Origin of the sequence: Pseudomonas sp. SR18, assembly GCF_023701505.1 — a bacterium.
GTDB classification, from domain to species: Bacteria; Pseudomonadota; Gammaproteobacteria; order Pseudomonadales; family Pseudomonadaceae; genus Aquipseudomonas; species Aquipseudomonas cyclaminis.
In genome coordinates, this window is record NZ_JAMQAU010000015.1 from 144,379 (window position 1) to 160,643 (window position 16,265).

The window sequence follows — 16,265 nt, forward strand, 5'->3', positions numbered from 1 at the left end:
GCTTCTCGGCTGGTTGAAGGGGAGCGGTTGGCCTCCCCGAAAAGTCGCCCAGTGTACCGCACCCATTGGTCAAGACACGCCTCGAAGGCGGTTTTGACCGCCGTCTGACATTGCATATGCCTTTTTTTCACGGTTTAGAGCGATAAAGCTGACCAAATGGGTAGGTAGAGGCGGATATTTCCCCGTCTCTGTGCTAGTTTTGCCCCGTCTTACGCCAAGTCTCGGCGTTAAGCGTGCATTCAGCATCTGTCAGGTCGAACCAATCCCCGTTTCAAGCATCTATAACCCCGTTCTCCGAGGTTATAAGCCTGGGGTGCCAGGCCTAGACGGTCGGGCTCGACGGCTGACACTGCACTCTGCAATCCATATGAATTTGATAGGGAAGGAACACCACAATGGCTATTACTAAAGACCAACTGATCGCTGACCTGGCTGAATCTGTAGACGCACCGAAAACTACCGTGCGCGCTCTGCTGGACCAACTGAGCCAAGTTGTTGCTGATCAGCTGGAAAACGGCGGCGAAATCACTCTGCCAGGCGTTGGCAAACTGAAAGTGACTGAGCGTCCAGCCCGTACTGGCCGTAACCCTTCGACTGGCGCTGCCATCGAAATCGCTGCCAAGAAAGTTATCAAGCTGGTTGTGGCCAAAGGCCTGACCGACGCTGTTAACAAGTAAGACGCAGCAAAAAAAACCGCGCTCCGGAGTGATCCGGGCGCGGTTTTTTGTTGCCTGCGATTTAGTCGCGGACCCAGCGCTGGCGCCAGATCTGCTGCTCGTTCTTGGTCTGGAAGGTCCAGGCCACGAAGCGGCTTTGCTTCTGGCCCTGGGACATTTCCACTACCTGGCTTTCCAGCACGCCGGCTTTTTTCAGGGCTGTTTCAATCGCGGGCAAGTTCGACGCTTTTGACACCAAGGTGCTGAACCACAGCACTTTATGAGCAAAATTCGCGCTTTCGGCGATCAACTGCGTCACAAAACGCGCTTCACCACCTTCACACCACAACTCGGCCGACTGGCCACCGAAGTTCAGCACCGGCAATTTGCGCTTGGGATCCGCCTTGCCCAGGGCGCGCCACTTGCGTTCGCTGCCTTTGGTGGCTTCGTCCATGGACGCATGGAACGGCGGGTTGCACATGGTCAGGTCAAAACGCTCGCCCGGCTCCAGCAGGCCCAGCAGGATGTGCTTGGGATTTGCTTGCTGGCGCAACTGGATGACCTTGCTCAGGTCGTTGGACTGCACGATGGCCTTGGCCGCCGCGACGGCGATAGGGTCAACCTCGGAGCCGAGGAAGTTCCAGCGGTATTCCATGTAGCCAATCAGCGGGTAGACGCAGTTGGCGCCCATGCCGATGTCCAGCACCTTGACGATGGAACCACGGGGAATCTTGCCGTCGTTGACGCTGGCCAGCAGGTCGGCGAGGAAGTGCACGTAGTCGGCACGCCCCGGCACCGGCGGGCACAGGTAGTCCTGCGGGATATCCCAATGCTGGATGCCATAGAACGACTTGAGCAGCGCCCGGTTGAACACCCGCACCGCATCCGGGCTGGCGAAGTCGATGCTTTCCTTGCCGTAAGGGTTGAGGATCACGAATTTCGCCAGTTCCGGCGTGGTCTTGATCAGCGCCGGGAAGTCGTAACGGCCTGTGTGGCGGTTGCGCGGGTGCAGGGTGGCCTCCTTGCGCGGCGCGACGGGTTTGGCAGTGGCGGCGGTTTTAGGCTTCTTGCGTGGAGGCTTGGGCGTGCTGGGGGTGGTCATGATGATTCTGGTGTTGGCTCAAAGTGGCGGCCATTGTCACACATTCCCGAGGATAACTCGGTCAAATGTGGGAGGGGGCTTGCCCCCGATGGCGGTGTACCCGCCAATTTGTAGGTTGCTGACACACTGCTATCGGGGGCAAGCCCCTCCCACATGGGGTGTATTGCCAGCCTGGCACCGGGGAATTTCGGGCAAAAAAAAGAGACTCGAAGGTCTCTTTTTTCACACGGCTCAAGCCTTACAGGCTGGAAATCCGCGCATGTTGCTCCGCCAGCTTGCCCAAAGCCTGTTCCGCTTCAGCCAGTTTGGCGCGTTCTTTGTCGATCACTTCAGCCGGCGCCTTGTCGACGAACGCTGCGTTGGACAGCTTGCCGCCCACTCGCTGCACTTCGCCTTGCAGGCGCGCAATTTCCTTGTCGAGGCGGGCCAATTCGGCGCCCTTGTCGATCAGGCCGGCCATTGGCACCAGCACTTCCATCTCGCCGACCAGTGCGGTGGCGGACAGTGGTGCTTCGGCGCCGTCAGCCAATACGGTGATCGACTCCAGCTTCGCCAGCTTCTTGAGCAGCGCGTCGTTCTCGCTGAGGCGACGCTGATCTTCGGCACTGGCGTTCTTCACGAACACGGCCAATGGCTTGCCCGGCCCGATGTTCATCTCGGCGCGGATGTTGCGCGTGCCAAGCATCAGTGTCTTGAGCCATTCGATATCGCTTTCTGCGGCTTCATCGATGCGTGCTTCGTTGGCCACCGGCCAAGGCTGCAGCATGATGGTCTTGCCTTCGATACCGGCCAGCGGCGCGAGGCGCTGCCAGATTTCTTCGGTGATGAACGGCATGAACGGATGCGCCAGGCGTAGGGCCACTTCCAGCACACGCACCAGGGTGCGACGGGTGCCGCGCTGGCGTTCGACCGGCGCGTTTTCGTCCCACAGCACGGGCTTGGACAGTTCCAGGTACCAGTCGCAATACTGGTTCCAGATGAACTCGTACAAGGCCTGGGCCGCCAAGTCGAAACGGAACTGGTCGAGCTGGCGGGTTACTTCGGCTTCGGTGCGTTGCAGCTGCGAGATGATCCAGCGGTCAGCCAGGCTCAGCTCGTAGGCTTCGCCGTTCTGGCCGCAGTCTTCGCCTTTATCCAGCACGTAGCGCGCGGCGTTCCAGATCTTGTTGCAGAAGTTGCGATAGCCTTCGACGCGGCCCATGTCGAACTTGATGTCGCGGCCGGTGGACGCCAGCGAGCAGAAGGTGAAACGCAGGGCGTCGGTGCCGTAGCTGGCGATACCGTCGGCGAACTCGTCGCGGGTCTGCTTCTCGATCTTCTTCGCCAGTTTCGGCTGCATCAGGCCCGAGGTGCGCTTTTGCACCAGGGTTTCCAGGTCGATGCCGTCGATGATGTCCAGTGGGTCCAGGACGTTGCCCTTGGACTTGGACATCTTCTGGCCCTGGCCATCACGTACCAGGCCATGCACGTAGACGGTCTTGAACGGAACCTGCGGCGTGCCGTCCTCGTTCTTCACCAAATGCATGGTCAGCATGATCATCCGGGCAACCCAGAAGAAAATGATGTCGAAACCGGTGACCAAGACGTCGGTGGAGTGGAATTTCTTGAGGAATTCGGTCTGCTGCGGCCAGCCCAGGGTGGAGAACGTCCACAGGCCCGAGCTGAACCAGGTGTCCAGAACATCGTTGTCCTGTTGCAGCGCTACGTCCGGGCCGAGGTTGTGCTTGGCACGCACTTCGGCTTCGTCGCGGCCTACATAGACCTTGCCCGACTCGTCGTACCAGGCCGGAATGCGGTGGCCCCACCACAGTTGACGGCTGATGCACCAATCCTGGATGTCACGCATCCACGAGAAGTACATGTTTTCGTACTGTTTGGGCACGAACTGGATACGACCATCTTCCACGGCGGCGATGGCAGGTTCAGCCAGCGGCTTGGTGGACACGTACCACTGGTCGGTCAGCCACGGCTCGATCACGGTGCCGGAACGGTCGCCTTTCGGCACTTTCAGGCCGTGGTCGTCAACGCTCACCAGCAGGCCGGCCGCGTCGAACGCGGCCACGATCTGCTTGCGTGCTTCAAAACGGTCGAGGCCGGCGTATTCAGTCGGGATCTTGCCGTCGATGCTGTCGTTCAGCGTGCCATCCAGGTTGAACACCTGGCAGGCCGGCAGTACGGCGGCATTCTTGTCGAAGATGTTCAGCAGCGGCAGGTTGTGGCGCTTGCCGACTTCGTAGTCGTTGAAATCGTGGGCCGGGGTGATTTTCACGCAGCCGGTGCCGAATTCAGGGTCGCAGTAGTCGTCCGCGATGATCGGTATGCGACGGCCAACCAATGGCAGGTCAACGAACTTGCCGATCAGTGCCTGGTAGCGTTCGTCCTTCGGGTTAACCGCGACAGCGGCGTCGCCAAGCATGGTTTCCGGACGGGTGGTGGCGACGATCAGGTAGTCGTTGCCTTCAGCGGTCTTGGCGCCGTCGGCCAGCGGGTACTTGAGGTTCCACAGGAAGCCTTTTTCGTCGTGGTTTTCCACTTCGAGATCGGAAATCGCCGTGTGCAACTTGGTGTCCCAGTTGACAAGGCGCTTGCCGCGGTAGATCAGGCCGTCTTCATGCAGGCGCACAAAGGCTTCTTTCACGGACTCGGACAGGCCGTCATCCATGGTGAAGCGCTCGCGGCTCCAGTCGACGGACGAACCCAGGCGACGGATCTGACGGCTGATATTGCCACCGGACTGGTCTTTCCATTCCCAGATTTTTTCCAGGAATTTCTCACGACCCAGGTCGTGGCGGCTCTGGCCGGTGGCTTCGAGTTGACGCTCGACCAGCATCTGGGTGGCGATACCCGCGTGGTCGGTGCCTGGTTGCCACAGGGTATTGCGGCCCTGCATGCGGCGGAAACGGATCAACGCATCCATGATCGCATTGTTGAAGCCATGGCCCATGTGCAGGCTGCCAGTGACGTTCGGTGGCGGAATCATGATGGTGTAGGACTCGCCCGCACCTTGCGGAGCGAAATAGTTCTCGGACTCCCAGGTGTTGTACCAGGAAGTTTCAATAGCGTGCGGCTGGTAGGTCTTATCCATGCGCGGCGGGACCCTAGTTGGCATTTATTCAGGAAAGCCGGCAAGTATAACGGGGGATAGGGCGCAGGGCGAGGCGAAGACGGGCTTGAGGTGTATGGGGGCAAATGTGGGAGGGGGCTTGCCCCTCCCACATTGGATCTCTGTGTGGCTTAGGACTGGTATTGGCTGAGCAACCGCTCCATGCGCGCATCCATCCGGCGCTTGATCTCGGTTTCGATGTGCGGGGCAAAGTCGTCGATCACGTCTTGCATGATCAATTGCGCGGCGGCGCGCAGTTCGTTGTCCAGGTGCAGCAGCAGGGCGTCAGGCGTTTTCTCGGCGGCGGCCGCAACGGGTGCAGCGGCTACGACGGGCGGTTCGACCGGGGCCGGGGTGGGTTTGCCGCCCACCATGTCAAATAGCAACGGAATCTGTACCTCGCCGTCGACCGATTCGGTCAGCAGCGGCGGTTGCAAGCCATCATCACCCAGCAACTGACGGATCGACTCAAGGTCATCCAGCAGGTGGTCATCTTTTTTTACAGGGTTGGAAGTGTCCATCGTGTGCTCAAAGTCGTTGTAGCCGGTGATCTTGCAAAGGATAGCCCTGTTCGCGGTAGAAACGGAAACTCTCCCGCGCGGCCTGACGAATAGCCGGATCTTCCACCACCACTTCCGCCACACGGGCGAACGCCTTGGCGAAGGGCGGTACTTTAAGGTCCAGGTTGACCAGCAGGTCATGGTGATCGCCGCAGCTGTCGCCCAAACCCAGTACTACCAGGCCTTCGGGTTCGGATTCGGCAGGGCCATGGGGTACGAAGCTTTCACCCTTGAAGCGCCACAGGCGGGCGTCGAGTTCGTCGCGTTGGGCGCTATCGCTGCAATGCAGGTAGATGCGGTGGCCCATGCGCCAGGCTTTTTCGGTGAGTTTGCAGGCAAAGTCCAAGCGCGCGAGCGGGTCGGCGCTGGGCAATATATAGAAGTCGACTTGGGTCATTGCGGTTCCTGAGGCCGGGGCGGTGTGATGGCCGCCCCGGCATCTTCAGTTTCAGGCCTTGGCGCGATCCAGCAGGTATTGGGTCAGCAGTGGTACCGGGCGGCCAGTGGCGCCCTTGTCCTTGCCGCCGCTGGTCCACGCGGTGCCGGCGATGTCCAGGTGCGCCCAGTTGAAGTTCTTGGCAAAGCGCGACAGGAAGCAGGCCGCCGTGATCGTGCCGGCTTTCGGGCCGCCGATGTTGGCGATGTCGGCGAACGGGCTGTCCAGCTGTTCCTGGTACTCATCGAACAGCGGCAGTTGCCAGGCGCGGTCGTCGGCAGCCTTGCCGGCGCTGAGCAGTTGCTCGATCAATTCGTCGCTGTTGCCCAGCAGGCCCGATGTGTGGGAGCCCAGGGCAACAATGCACGCACCGGTCAGGGTGGCGATGTCGATCACGGCTTGCGGCTTGAAGCGCTCGGCGTAGGTCAGTGCGTCGCACAGCACCAGGCGGCCTTCGGCGTCGGTGTTGAGGATCTCGACGGTCTGGCCGCTCATGGTGGTGACGATGTCACCTGGGCGTGCAGCGCCGCCGCTCGGCATGTTCTCGGCGCAGGCCAGGATGCACACCAGGTTGATCGGCAGCTTGAGTTCCAACACGGCACGCAGGGTGCCGAACACGCTCGCGGCGCCGCCCATGTCGTACTTCATCTCATCCATGCCGGCGCCCGGCTTGAGGCTGATGCCGCCGGTGTCGAACGTGATGCCTTTGCCGACCAGGGCGTAAGGCTTCTCGGACTTCTTGCCGCCGTTGTACTGCATCACGATCAGGCGGGGTGGCTGGTCGCTGCCCTGGCCCACGGCATAGAACGAGCCCATGCCCAGTTCCTTGATCTTTTTCTCGTCCAGTACTTCGACTTTCAGGCCCTTGAACTCTTTGCCCAATGCCTTGGCCTGCTCGCCCAGGAAGGTTGGGTGGCAGATATTCGGCGGCAGGTTGCCCAGGTCACGGGTAAACGACATACCGTTGGCAATTGCGGTGGCGTGGGTCACGGCGCGCTGGACTTCAGCCTGCGCGGCCTTGATGGTCAGCAGGGTGATTTTCTTCAGGGCGCGGGGTTCGGCTTTCTGACTCTTGAACTGGTCGAAGATATAGCCGCCGTCCACCAGGGTTTCGGCCAGCAGGCGGGTCTTGCCGTAGCTGTCGCGGCCTTTGACCACGATTTCGTCGAGGGCCAGTGTGGCGTCGCCACCCCCCAGGCCCTTGAGGGTGCCGAGGATGCTGCTGATGATCTTGCGGAAAGGGCGGTCGCCCAATTCGGCATCCTTGCCCACGCCGACCAGCAATACGCGGTCGGCCTTGAGGTTAGGCAGGCTCTGCAGCAGCAGGCTCTGGCCGACTTTGCCGGCCAGGTCGCCGCGCTTGAGCACTGCGCTGATGGCGCCGCCGCTGAGTTCGTCGAGTTGCTTGGCGGCCACGCCGAGCTTGCGGCCTTCGCCAATGGCGACCACGAGGGTGGCGGTTTTCAACGTTTCGGGGCTAACGCTTTTTACAACCAATTCCATTTTCGGGTCCCTTATAAAGGTCTGAGAGCCTGGGTTCTGTCTCCAGGCTTTAAAGCGTGGCAGTTACGTAAACCGCCAGCGACAAAGGCCGCAGTTTGAACCTCGCCGACGGAGCCTGACAACCCTTGGCGCACGCTTTGTAGGTGTGCGTGAGGTTGCGCAGTGACAGGCGCGGTCAATCACAGGATAATGCGCCATCTTTTTAGCCGGCCCTGTGTAAGGGGCTGACTCGGTATGCTGCTTGTTTGGCCGCCTTAGCCTGACAACCCTGGAGTGTCTGGTTTGATTGTCTTCCGTTATCTGTCCCGCGAAGTCCTGTTGACCCTGAGTGCCGTGAGTGCGGTCCTGCTGGTCATCATCATGAGTGGTCGTTTCGTCAAATACCTGGCCCAGGCTGCTTCCGGCGCCCTGGATCCAGGTTCGTTGTTCCTGATCATGGGCTTTCGCCTGCCAGGGTTCCTGCAACTGATCCTGCCACTGGGCCTGTTCCTCGGGATCCTGCTGGCCTACGGCCGCCTGTACCTCGAAAGCGAAATGACCGTGCTCTCGGCCACCGGCATGAGCCAGCAGCGCCTGCTCGGCATGACTATGATCCCGGCCGCGGGCGTCGCGTTGATCGTCGCCTGGCTGAGCCTGAGCCTGGCCCCCCAGGGCGCCATGCAGTTCCAGCTGGTGCTGAACAAGCAGGACGCGATGACCGAGTTCGACACCCTCGAACCGGGCCGCTTCCAGGCACTCAATGACGGCACGCGGGTCACCTACACCGAAACCATGACCGAAGACCGCGCCAACCTGGGCGGGGTATTCATCTCCGAGAAACGCCTGGGTCAGGACAAGAAAGACCGGGGTATCTCGGTGCTGGTCGCCGAGTCAGGTCGCCAGGACATAAGGCCGGACGGCAGCCGCTACCTGATCCTGGAAAACGGCTATCGCTATGACGGCAGCCCTGGCCAGGCCGATTACCGGGCTATCAAGTACGACACCTACGGCGTGTTGCTCGCCCGTCCGGATGTCAGCGACGAGGTGACCGACCGCGACGCCATTCCTACGACGGAGCTGCTCGGTAGCCAGGAGCTGCGCTCCATCGCCGAGCTGCAATGGCGTATTTCCCTGCCTTTGCTGGTGTTTATCGTGACCCTGATGGCCGTGCCGCTGTCTCGCGTCAACCCGCGCCAGGGCCGCTTCCTCAAGCTGTTGCCGGCGATCCTGCTGTACATGGCTTACCTCACCATCCTGATTTCCGCCCGCGGCTCCCTGGAGAAAGGCAAGCTGTCGCCGACCCTGGGGTTGTGGTGGGTGCATGGGATCTTCCTGGTGATCGGCCTGGGCCTGCTGTACTGGGAGCCTATCCGTTTGAAAATGTTGAGCCGTCGTGGCCAGAAGGAGTTGGCTCGTGGCTAAGCTCGATCGCTATATAGGTAGCAGCGTCCTGATCGCCATCCTGGCGGTACTGGGCATCATCCTCGGGCTGGCCTCGTTGTTCGCCTTCATCGATGAAGTGGGCAACGTCAGCGACACCTACACCGTGTGGGATGTGCTGAGTTACGTGGCACTTACCGCGCCGCGTCGTCTCTACGACATGATGCCGATGGCCGCGCTGATCGGCTGCCTGATCGGCCTGGGCAGCCTGGCCAGCAACAGCGAACTGACCATCATGCGTGCCGCCGGGGTGTCCATCGGTCGTATCGTCTGGGCGGTGATGAAGCCCATGCTGCTGCTGATGCTGTGCAGCGTACTGATCGGTGAATACGTCGCACCGCCGGCTGAAACCACTGCCCAGGCCAATCGCGCTCTGGCCCAGGGTTCGGGCGATGCACAAAGCGCCAAGCATGGCCTGTGGCACCGCCAGGGTGATGAGTTCATCCACATCAACGCCGTGCAGCCGGGCGGCCTGTTGATCGGTGTGACGCGCTACACCTTCGATAAAGAACGCCACATGCTGTCGTCCAGCTTCGCCAAACGTGCACAGTACAGCGGCGAAAAATGGCAACTGACGGATATCACCACTACGCACTTTCGCAATGTCGGCCAAGGCACCAAGGCCAGCACCGAAGTGATCAATGTGCCAAGTGAAGAGTGGGACATTGCACTTAAACCGCAATTGCTCAATACCGTGGTGATGATCCCCGAAAGCCTGCCGATCTCCGGATTGTGGAGTTACATCCACTACCTGAAGGAGCAAGGGCTGAACAACGGCCGCTACTGGCTGGCGTTTTGGGTCAAGGTGTTGCAGCCGGTGGTGACTGCCGCGCTGGTGTTGATGGCGATCTCGTTCATCTTCGGTCCATTGCGCTCCGTGACCCTGGGTCAGCGTGTATTTACCGGTGTGCTGGTGGGCTTTACCTTCCGGATTGCCCAGGATCTGCTCGGTCCGTCGAGCCTTGTGTTCGGTTTCTCGCCGCTGTTTGCGGTGCTGGTGCCGACCGCCATCTGCGCCCTGGCCGGGTTCTGGCTGCTGCGCCGAGCCGGTTGATACCGCGCTTATGCACAAAAAATGCCCCGCTCGAATGAGTGGGGCATTTTTGTTCTGGTCAGCAAAGATGACGTCTGGCTGAAGCTTCAGGTACAATTCCCGGCTATTTTTCAGCGGGCAATCTGCCTGCAGCCTTTTTGAGTGTTGATCCGTGAGTGATTTGAGTCATATCCGCAATTTCTCCATCATCGCCCACATTGACCATGGTAAGTCGACGCTGGCCGATCGATTCATCCAGATGTGCGGCGGCCTTGCCGAGCGTGAAATGGAAGCCCAGGTACTGGACTCCATGGACCTCGAACGCGAGCGCGGGATCACCATCAAGGCCCACAGCGTTACCCTGTACTACACCGCCAAAGACGGTATCAAGTACCAACTGAACTTCATCGATACCCCGGGCCACGTTGACTTTACCTACGAAGTCAGCCGCTCCCTGGCGGCCTGCGAAGGTGCGCTGCTGGTGGTGGACGCGGGCCAGGGCGTTGAAGCCCAGTCCGTGGCCAACTGCTACACCGCCATCGAGCAAGGCCTGGAAGTCATGCCGGTGCTGAACAAGATCGACCTGCCGCAGGCCGATCCGGACCGGGTAAAAGAAGAAATCGAAAAAATCATCGGCATTGACGCCACCGACGCCGTCGAGTGCAGCGCCAAGACCGGCCTGGGCGTCGACGAAGTGCTCGAACGCCTGGTCAAGACCATCCCCGCCCCCACCGGCAACTACGAAGATCCGCTGCAAGCGTTGATCATCGACTCCTGGTTCGACAACTACCTGGGGGTTGTCTCCCTGGTACGTGTGCGCCACGGCCGTGTGAAGAAGGGCGACAAGATCCTGGTCAAGTCCACCGGCAAGATCCACCTGGTGGACAGCGTCGGTGTATTCAACCCGAAACACACCGCCACCACTGATCTGAAAGCCGGTGAAGTAGGCTTCATCATCGCCGGTATCAAGGACATTCACGGTGCACCGGTCGGTGACACCCTGACCTTGAGCTCTACCCCTGACGTTGACGTGCTGCCGGGCTTCAAACGCATCCAGCCGCAGGTTTACGCCGGTCTGTTCCCAGTCAGTTCCGATGACTTCGAAGACTTCCGCGAAGCCCTGCAGAAGCTGACCCTCAACGACTCGTCGTTGCAGTACACCCCGGAAAGCTCCGACGCCCTGGGCTTCGGCTTCCGTTGCGGCTTCCTCGGCATGCTGCACATGGAAATCATCCAGGAGCGCCTTGAGCGCGAATACGACCTGGACCTGATCACCACCGCGCCAACGGTTATTTTTGAGCTGTTGTTGAAAACCGGTGAAACGATTTACGTCGACAACCCGTCCAAGCTCCCAGACCTGTCTTCCATCGAAGACATGCGCGAGCCGATCGTGCGCGCCAATATCCTGGTGCCGCAGGAACACCTGGGCAACGTCATTACCCTGTGTATCGAAAAGCGTGGCGTGCAGCACGACATGTTGTTCCTCGGTACCCAGGTGCAAGTGACCTACGATTTGCCGATGAACGAAGTGGTCCTGGACTTCTTCGACCGTCTCAAATCCACCAGTCGCGGCTATGCTTCCCTGGATTACCATTTCGACCGGTACCAATCGGCGAATCTGGTGAAACTGGATGTGTTGATCAACGGCGACAAGGTCGATGCCCTGGCACTCATCGTGCACAAGGACAACGCGCACTACAAAGGTCGCCAACTGACCGAGAAGATGAAAGAACTGATTCCGCGCCAGATGTTCGACGTCGCGATCCAGGCCGCCATTGGCGGGCAGATCATTGCACGGACCTCTGTCAAGGCTCTCAGAAAGAACGTACTGGCCAAATGCTACGGCGGCGACGTAAGCCGTAAGCGCAAGCTGCTTGAGAAGCAAAAGGCCGGTAAAAAACGCATGAAGCAAGTGGGCAACGTGGAAATTCCACAAGAAGCCTTCCTTGCGGTGCTCAGGTTGGATAGTTAGGTCCTATGTCGCTAAATTTCCCGCTGTTGCTGGTCATCGCCGTTGCCGTTTGCGGTCTCCTGGCGTTGCTCGATCTGGTGTTCTTCGCCCCGCGTCGGCGGGCGGCTATCGCGTCCTATCAGGGCAGCGTCAGCCAGCCCGATGGCGTGGTGATCGAGAAACTGAACAAAGAGCCTTTGCTGGTTGAATACGGCAAGTCGTTCTTCCCGGTGTTGTTCATCGTGCTGGTGCTGCGTTCGTTCCTGGTGGAGCCGTTTCAGATCCCTTCGGGGTCGATGAAACCTACCCTGGACGTGGGCGACTTCATCCTGGTGAACAAGTTTTCCTACGGGATTCGCCTGCCGGTGATCGACAAGAAGGTCATTGAAGTCGGTGATCCGCAGCGCGGCGATGTGATGGTGTTCCGCTATCCGAGCGACCCGAACGTCAACTACATCAAGCGTGTGGTGGGCCTGCCGGGCGACGTGATTCGCTATACCAGCGACAAGCGTCTGTTGATCAATGGCGAGTCGGTGTCCGAGAAACTGCTCGGTTCCGAACCGAACAGCCTGGGCAGCGCCGAGCTGTACCAGGAAAAACTCGGTGCGGTAGAGCACGAAATCCGCAAGGAAATGAGCCGCTACCGCGCCATGCCTGACGGCGAGTGGAAAGTGCCGGCCGGGCACTATTTCATGATGGGCGACAACCGTGACAACTCCAATGACAGTCGCTACTGGGATGACCCGAGCATTCCCAAGGAGCTGCTGGGCATGGTTCCCGACCAGAATATCGTCGGCAAGGCCTTCGCGGTCTGGATGAGCTGGCCGGAACCCAAGCTCAGCCACCTGCCGAATTTCTCGCGGGTCGGGCTGATCAAGTAATACAAGCGGCGCTGTGAACACAGCGCCGACTGCTTTTCTGGGGCTTGGACAATTCCGGCTCCAGGCTGTAACCATCAGGATGTGAATTTGAACACTGCGTCAATCGTCGATGGCCGCCGGTGCAACCCACTAGATATGCAGCAACTAGGTATGGATAAACCGTGACCGTTTCGCTAAGTCGTTTAGAGCGCCAGCTCGGCTACACCTTCAAGGATCAGGAATTGATGATCCTTGCCCTCACACACCGCAGCTTTGCAGGGCGTAATAACGAGCGCCTGGAATTCCTCGGTGATGCCATTCTCAATTTCGCCGCCGGTGAGGCGCTGTTCGAACGCTTCCCCCAAGCGCGCGAAGGCCAACTGTCGCGCTTGCGTGCGCGCCTGGTAAAAGGTGAGACCCTTGCCGTACTGGCCCGTGGTTTCGGCCTGGGTGAGTACCTGCGCCTGGGGTCCGGCGAATTGAAAAGCGGCGGCTTCCGTCGCGAGTCGATCCTGGCCGATGCCCTCGAAGCGTTGATCGGTGCGATCTACCTCGATGCAGGGATGGAAACGGCCAAGGAGCGCGTGGTCGCCTGGCTGGCTTCGGAGATTGAAAGCCTCACGCTGGTCGACACCAACAAAGATCCCAAGACCCGCCTGCAGGAATACCTGCAGTCCCGTGGTTGCGAACTGCCACGCTACGAAGTGGTGGATATCCAGGGTGAGCCCCATTGCCGCGTATTCTTCGTGGAATGTGAAATCACCTTACTGAATGAAAAAAGCCGAGGTCAGGGTGTGAGCCGTCGTATTGCCGAACAGGTAGCGGCCGCTGCAGCACTGATTGCCCTGGGCGTGGAGAATGGCCATGACTGATTCAACCGCAACACGCTGTGGCTATGTTGCCATCGTTGGCCGCCCGAACGTGGGCAAGTCCACGCTGCTCAACCACATCCTCGGCCAGAAGCTCGCGATCACCTCGCGCAAGCCACAGACCACTCGCCACAACATGCTGGGCATCAAGACCGAAGGCACCGTGCAAGCGGTCTACGTCGACACCCCTGGTATGCACAAAGGCGGCGAGAAAGCCCTGAACCGCTACATGAACAAGACCGCTTCGGCGGCGTTGAAAGACGTCGACGTGGTGATCTTCGTGGTCGACCGCACCAAGTGGACTGACGAAGACCAGATGGTCCTTGAGCGCGTGCAGTACGTCACCGGGCCATTGATCGTCGCGTTGAACAAGACCGACCGCATCGAAGACAAAGCCGAGTTGATGCCACACCTGACCTGGTTGCAGGAACAATTGCCGAACGCCCAGATCATGCCGATCTCGGCCCAGCACGGTCACAACCTCGAAGCCTTGGAGCGCGTGATCGCCGGCTACCTGCCGGAGAACGAGCACTTCTTTCCGGAAGACCAGATCACCGACCGCAGCAGCCGCTTCCTCGCCGCCGAACTGGTGCGCGAGAAAATCATGCGCCAGATGGGCGCCGAACTGCCGTACCAGATCACCGTCGAAATCGAAGAGTTCAAGCAGCAGGGCAAGACCTTGCATATCCATGCGCTGATCCTCGTCGAACGTGACGGCCAGAAGAAAATCATCATTGGTGACAAGGGCGAGCGCATCAAGCGCATCGGCACCGAAGCGCGCAAAGACATGGAATTGCTGTTCGATTCCAAGATCATGCTCAACCTGTGGGTGAAGGTGAAAGGCGGCTGGTCCGATGACGAGCGTGCACTGCGCTCCCTGGGCTACGGCGACCTGTAAGGACTTGAAAGCACCACAGGGCTGAAAAATGTGGGAGGGGGCTTGCCCCCGATAGCGGTGGGTCAGTTAATAGATAAGTGACTGAACCACCGCCATCGGGGGCAAGCCCCCTCCCACATTAGGTTTGTATTGTTTTCAAGATAGAGAACCCATGTCCCAATCCCAACCCCCCAGCCAACTCGCCTATGTCCTGCACAGCCGCGCCTATCGCGAGACCAGCGCGCTGGTAGATTTCCTCACGCCCCAAGGCCGCCTGCGTGCAGTCTTGCGCAGTGCGAGGGGCAAGGCGGGTACGTTGGCGCGGCCGTTCGTTGCGTTGGATGTGGAGTTTCGCGGCAAGGGTGAGCTGAAAAACGTCGGTCGGCTGGAAAGCGTCGGCACGTCGGCCTGGCTCAACGGCGATGCGTTGTTCAGCGGCCTCTACCTCAACGAACTGCTGATTCGTCTGCTGCCCGCCGAAGACCCGCACCCAGCGGTCTTCGATCACTACGCCGCCACGCTGTTGGCCCTGGCCGAAGGCCGTCCTCTGGAACCCCTGTTGCGTGCGTTCGAATGGCGCCTGCTGGATGACCTCGGCTACGGTTTCGACCTTCACAACGACCTGCACGGCGCGCCCATCGCCGCCGATGGCATGTACCGCCTGCAAGTCGACGCTGGCCTTGAGCGTGTCTACCTGCTGCAACCGGGCCTGTTCCAGGGCACTGAGCTGTTGGCCATGAGCGAAGCGGATTGGACGGCGCCGGGCGCCTTGTCCGCCGCCAAGCGCCTGATGCGCCAAGCCCTGGCCGTGCACCTGGGCGGACGGCCGCTGGTCAGCCGCGAGTTGTTTCGAAAGCCCTGACATCCCCGTGTATGCTGTGCACCGTTTCTTTCCCTATTCAGGAGCGCTTCCGTGACCACCAGCAATCGCATTCTTCTTGGCGTCAACATCGACCACGTCGCCACCCTGCGCCAGGCCCGGGGCACCCGTTACCCTGATCCGGTCAAGGCCGCGCTGGATGCCGAAGAAGCAGGCGCCGACGGCATCACCGTGCACCTGCGCGAAGATCGCCGCCACATCCAGGAACGCGATGTGCTGCTGCTCAAGGACGTGCTGCAAACCCGCATGAACTTCGAAATGGGCGTCACCGAAGAAATGATGCTGTTTGCCGAGCGCATCCGTCCGGCGCACATCTGCCTGGTCCCGGAAACCCGCCAGGAGCTGACCACCGAAGGCGGCCTCGACGTGGCCGGCCAGGAAGCGCGGATCAAGGCCGCTGTGGAGCGCCTGTCGAAGATCGGCAGTGAAGTGTCGCTGTTCATCGACGCCGACGAGCGCCAGATCGAAGCGTCGCGTCGCGTCGGCGCGCCGGCCATCGAACTGCACACCGGCCGTTACGCCGATGCCACCACGCCGACTGAAGTGGCGGATGAACTGCAGCGCATCATCGACGGTGTGAACTGCGGCCTCAATGAAGGCCTGATCGTCAACGCCGGTCATGGCCTGCATTACCACAACGTGGAAGCTGTTGCCGCGATCAAGGGCATCAACGAGCTGAACATCGGTCATGCGCTGGTGGCTCACGCGCTGTTCGTCGGTTTCAAAGGCGCAGTGGCCGAGATGAAGGCCCTGATCCTGGCCGCTTCCAGGACCTGAGCGAGCACACTATAAGATTCAATGGAGATCAACATGTGGGAGGGGGCTTGCCCCCGATAGCAGTGTGTCAGTCAGCCTACTCTTATCTGATGCACCGTAATCGGGGGCAAGCTGAACTGGTCAAGTAATCTTGGACACTGATTACGGTTCACGCCGCCAACCTTTCCTTCATGACCGGCGACCGGTAGTCGTTATAGCTGTGAGGCCTGCTGATGTTGTAGCGAGAGACATAGCGCTGT

General features: G+C 60.0%; 14 protein-coding genes. 9 read left to right on the top strand and 5 right to left on the bottom strand.

Features of this window, described 5'->3' with window-relative positions:
• Positions 1-395: 395 nt before the first annotated feature.
• Positions 396-677 carry an HU family DNA-binding protein gene (locus NDJ82_RS21185; protein ID WP_099584997.1) on the top strand — a complete coding sequence of 94 codons (282 nt, stop codon included), beginning with the start codon at positions 396-398 and terminating at the stop codon, positions 675-677.
• 61 nt (positions 678-738) lie between these two features.
• Here NDJ82_RS21185 and rlmF read toward each other — a convergent pair whose 3' ends face one another.
• The 5 genes from rlmF to NDJ82_RS21210 form a co-directional block, all read right to left on the bottom strand.
• On the bottom strand, positions 739-1,758 hold the full coding sequence (rlmF, locus tag NDJ82_RS21190) for a 23S rRNA (adenine(1618)-N(6))-methyltransferase RlmF (RefSeq protein WP_112193619.1): 1,020 nt from the start codon (positions 1,756-1,758) through the stop codon (positions 739-741).
• Positions 1,759-1,996: 238 nt separating this feature from the next.
• On the bottom strand, positions 1,997-4,843 hold the full coding sequence (locus tag NDJ82_RS21195; protein WP_250926239.1) for a valine--tRNA ligase: 2,847 nt from the start codon (positions 4,841-4,843) through the stop codon (positions 1,997-1,999).
• Between the two features lie 149 nt (positions 4,844-4,992).
• Positions 4,993-5,382, bottom strand: coding sequence for a DNA polymerase III subunit chi (locus NDJ82_RS21200; RefSeq protein ID WP_099585000.1), 390 nt, complete (start codon positions 5,380-5,382; stop codon positions 4,993-4,995).
• 7 nt (positions 5,383-5,389) lie between these two features.
• Positions 5,390-5,818 carry a DNA polymerase III subunit chi gene (locus tag NDJ82_RS21205; RefSeq protein ID WP_099585001.1) on the bottom strand — a complete coding sequence of 143 codons (429 nt, stop codon included), beginning with the start codon at positions 5,816-5,818 and terminating at the stop codon, positions 5,390-5,392.
• Between the two features lie 51 nt (positions 5,819-5,869).
• Positions 5,870-7,360 (bottom strand): leucyl aminopeptidase, encoded by a 1,491-nt coding sequence (locus NDJ82_RS21210; protein ID WP_112193625.1) that lies wholly within the window; start codon positions 7,358-7,360, stop codon positions 5,870-5,872.
• A gap of 282 nt (positions 7,361-7,642) precedes the next feature.
• On the opposite strand from NDJ82_RS21210, the gene lptF reads away from it, so the two are divergent.
• The 8 genes from lptF to pdxJ all read left to right on the top strand — a co-directional run bounded on the left by lptF (position 7,643) and on the right by pdxJ (position 16,026).
• On the top strand, positions 7,643-8,761 hold the full coding sequence (lptF, locus tag NDJ82_RS21215) for an LPS export ABC transporter permease LptF (protein ID WP_099585003.1): 1,119 nt from the start codon (positions 7,643-7,645) through the stop codon (positions 8,759-8,761).
• Entirely contained in the window at positions 8,754-9,833 is a 1,080-nt protein-coding gene (gene lptG / locus NDJ82_RS21220; RefSeq protein ID WP_099585004.1) for an LPS export ABC transporter permease LptG, read from the top strand. Before lptF ends, lptG begins: the two co-directional genes overlap by 8 nt.
• Positions 9,834-9,984: 151 nt before the next feature.
• Positions 9,985-11,784, top strand: coding sequence for a translation elongation factor 4 (gene lepA / locus NDJ82_RS21225; RefSeq protein WP_032859966.1), 1,800 nt, complete (start codon positions 9,985-9,987; stop codon positions 11,782-11,784).
• 5 nt (positions 11,785-11,789) lie between these two features.
• Positions 11,790-12,644: a signal peptidase I gene (lepB, locus tag NDJ82_RS21230; RefSeq protein ID WP_099585005.1), complete on the top strand. Its 855-nt coding sequence runs from the start codon at positions 11,790-11,792 to the stop codon at positions 12,642-12,644.
• Positions 12,645-12,805: 161 nt separating this feature from the next.
• A complete protein-coding gene (gene rnc, locus NDJ82_RS21235; protein ID WP_032886446.1) occupies positions 12,806-13,495 on the top strand; it encodes a ribonuclease III in 690 nt (229 codons plus the stop codon).
• Complete coding sequence (gene era / locus NDJ82_RS21240) at positions 13,488-14,390, top strand: GTPase Era (protein ID WP_043204836.1); 903 nt, start codon at positions 13,488-13,490, stop codon at positions 14,388-14,390. Before rnc ends, era begins: the two co-directional genes overlap by 8 nt.
• A gap of 151 nt (positions 14,391-14,541) precedes the next feature.
• Positions 14,542-15,231, top strand: a complete 690-nt coding sequence (gene recO / locus NDJ82_RS21245) for a DNA repair protein RecO (RefSeq protein WP_158878100.1) — start codon at positions 14,542-14,544, stop codon at positions 15,229-15,231.
• A 51-nt stretch (positions 15,232-15,282) separates the two neighbouring features.
• The gene (pdxJ, locus tag NDJ82_RS21250) at positions 15,283-16,026 is read left to right on the top strand and encodes a pyridoxine 5'-phosphate synthase (protein WP_099585007.1); all 744 of its coding nucleotides are present in this window, start codon (positions 15,283-15,285) and stop codon (positions 16,024-16,026) included.
• The last annotated feature ends 239 nt before the right edge of the window (positions 16,027-16,265 follow it).

Bases quoted from the DNA above. Each gene is read 5' to 3' on its own strand.
- NDJ82_RS21185 (WP_099584997.1), top strand. From the start codon at position 396: ATGGCTATTACTAAAGACCAACTGATCGCTGACCTGGCTGAATCTGTA.
- rlmF (WP_112193619.1), bottom strand. From the start codon at position 1,758: ATGACCACCCCCAGCACGCCCAAGCCTCCACGCAAGAAGCCTAAAACC.
- NDJ82_RS21195 (WP_250926239.1), bottom strand. From the start codon at position 4,843: ATGGATAAGACCTACCAGCCGCACGCTATTGAAACTTCCTGGTACAAC.
- NDJ82_RS21200 (WP_099585000.1), bottom strand. From the start codon at position 5,382: ATGGACACTTCCAACCCTGTAAAAAAAGATGACCACCTGCTGGATGAC.
- NDJ82_RS21205 (WP_099585001.1), bottom strand. From the start codon at position 5,818: ATGACCCAAGTCGACTTCTATATATTGCCCAGCGCCGACCCGCTCGCG.
- NDJ82_RS21210 (WP_112193625.1), bottom strand. From the start codon at position 7,360: ATGGAATTGGTTGTAAAAAGCGTTAGCCCCGAAACGTTGAAAACCGCC.
- lepB (WP_099585005.1), top strand. From the start codon at position 11,790: ATGTCGCTAAATTTCCCGCTGTTGCTGGTCATCGCCGTTGCCGTTTGC.
- era (WP_043204836.1), top strand. From the start codon at position 13,488: ATGACTGATTCAACCGCAACACGCTGTGGCTATGTTGCCATCGTTGGC.
- recO (WP_158878100.1), top strand. From the start codon at position 14,542: ATGTCCCAATCCCAACCCCCCAGCCAACTCGCCTATGTCCTGCACAGC.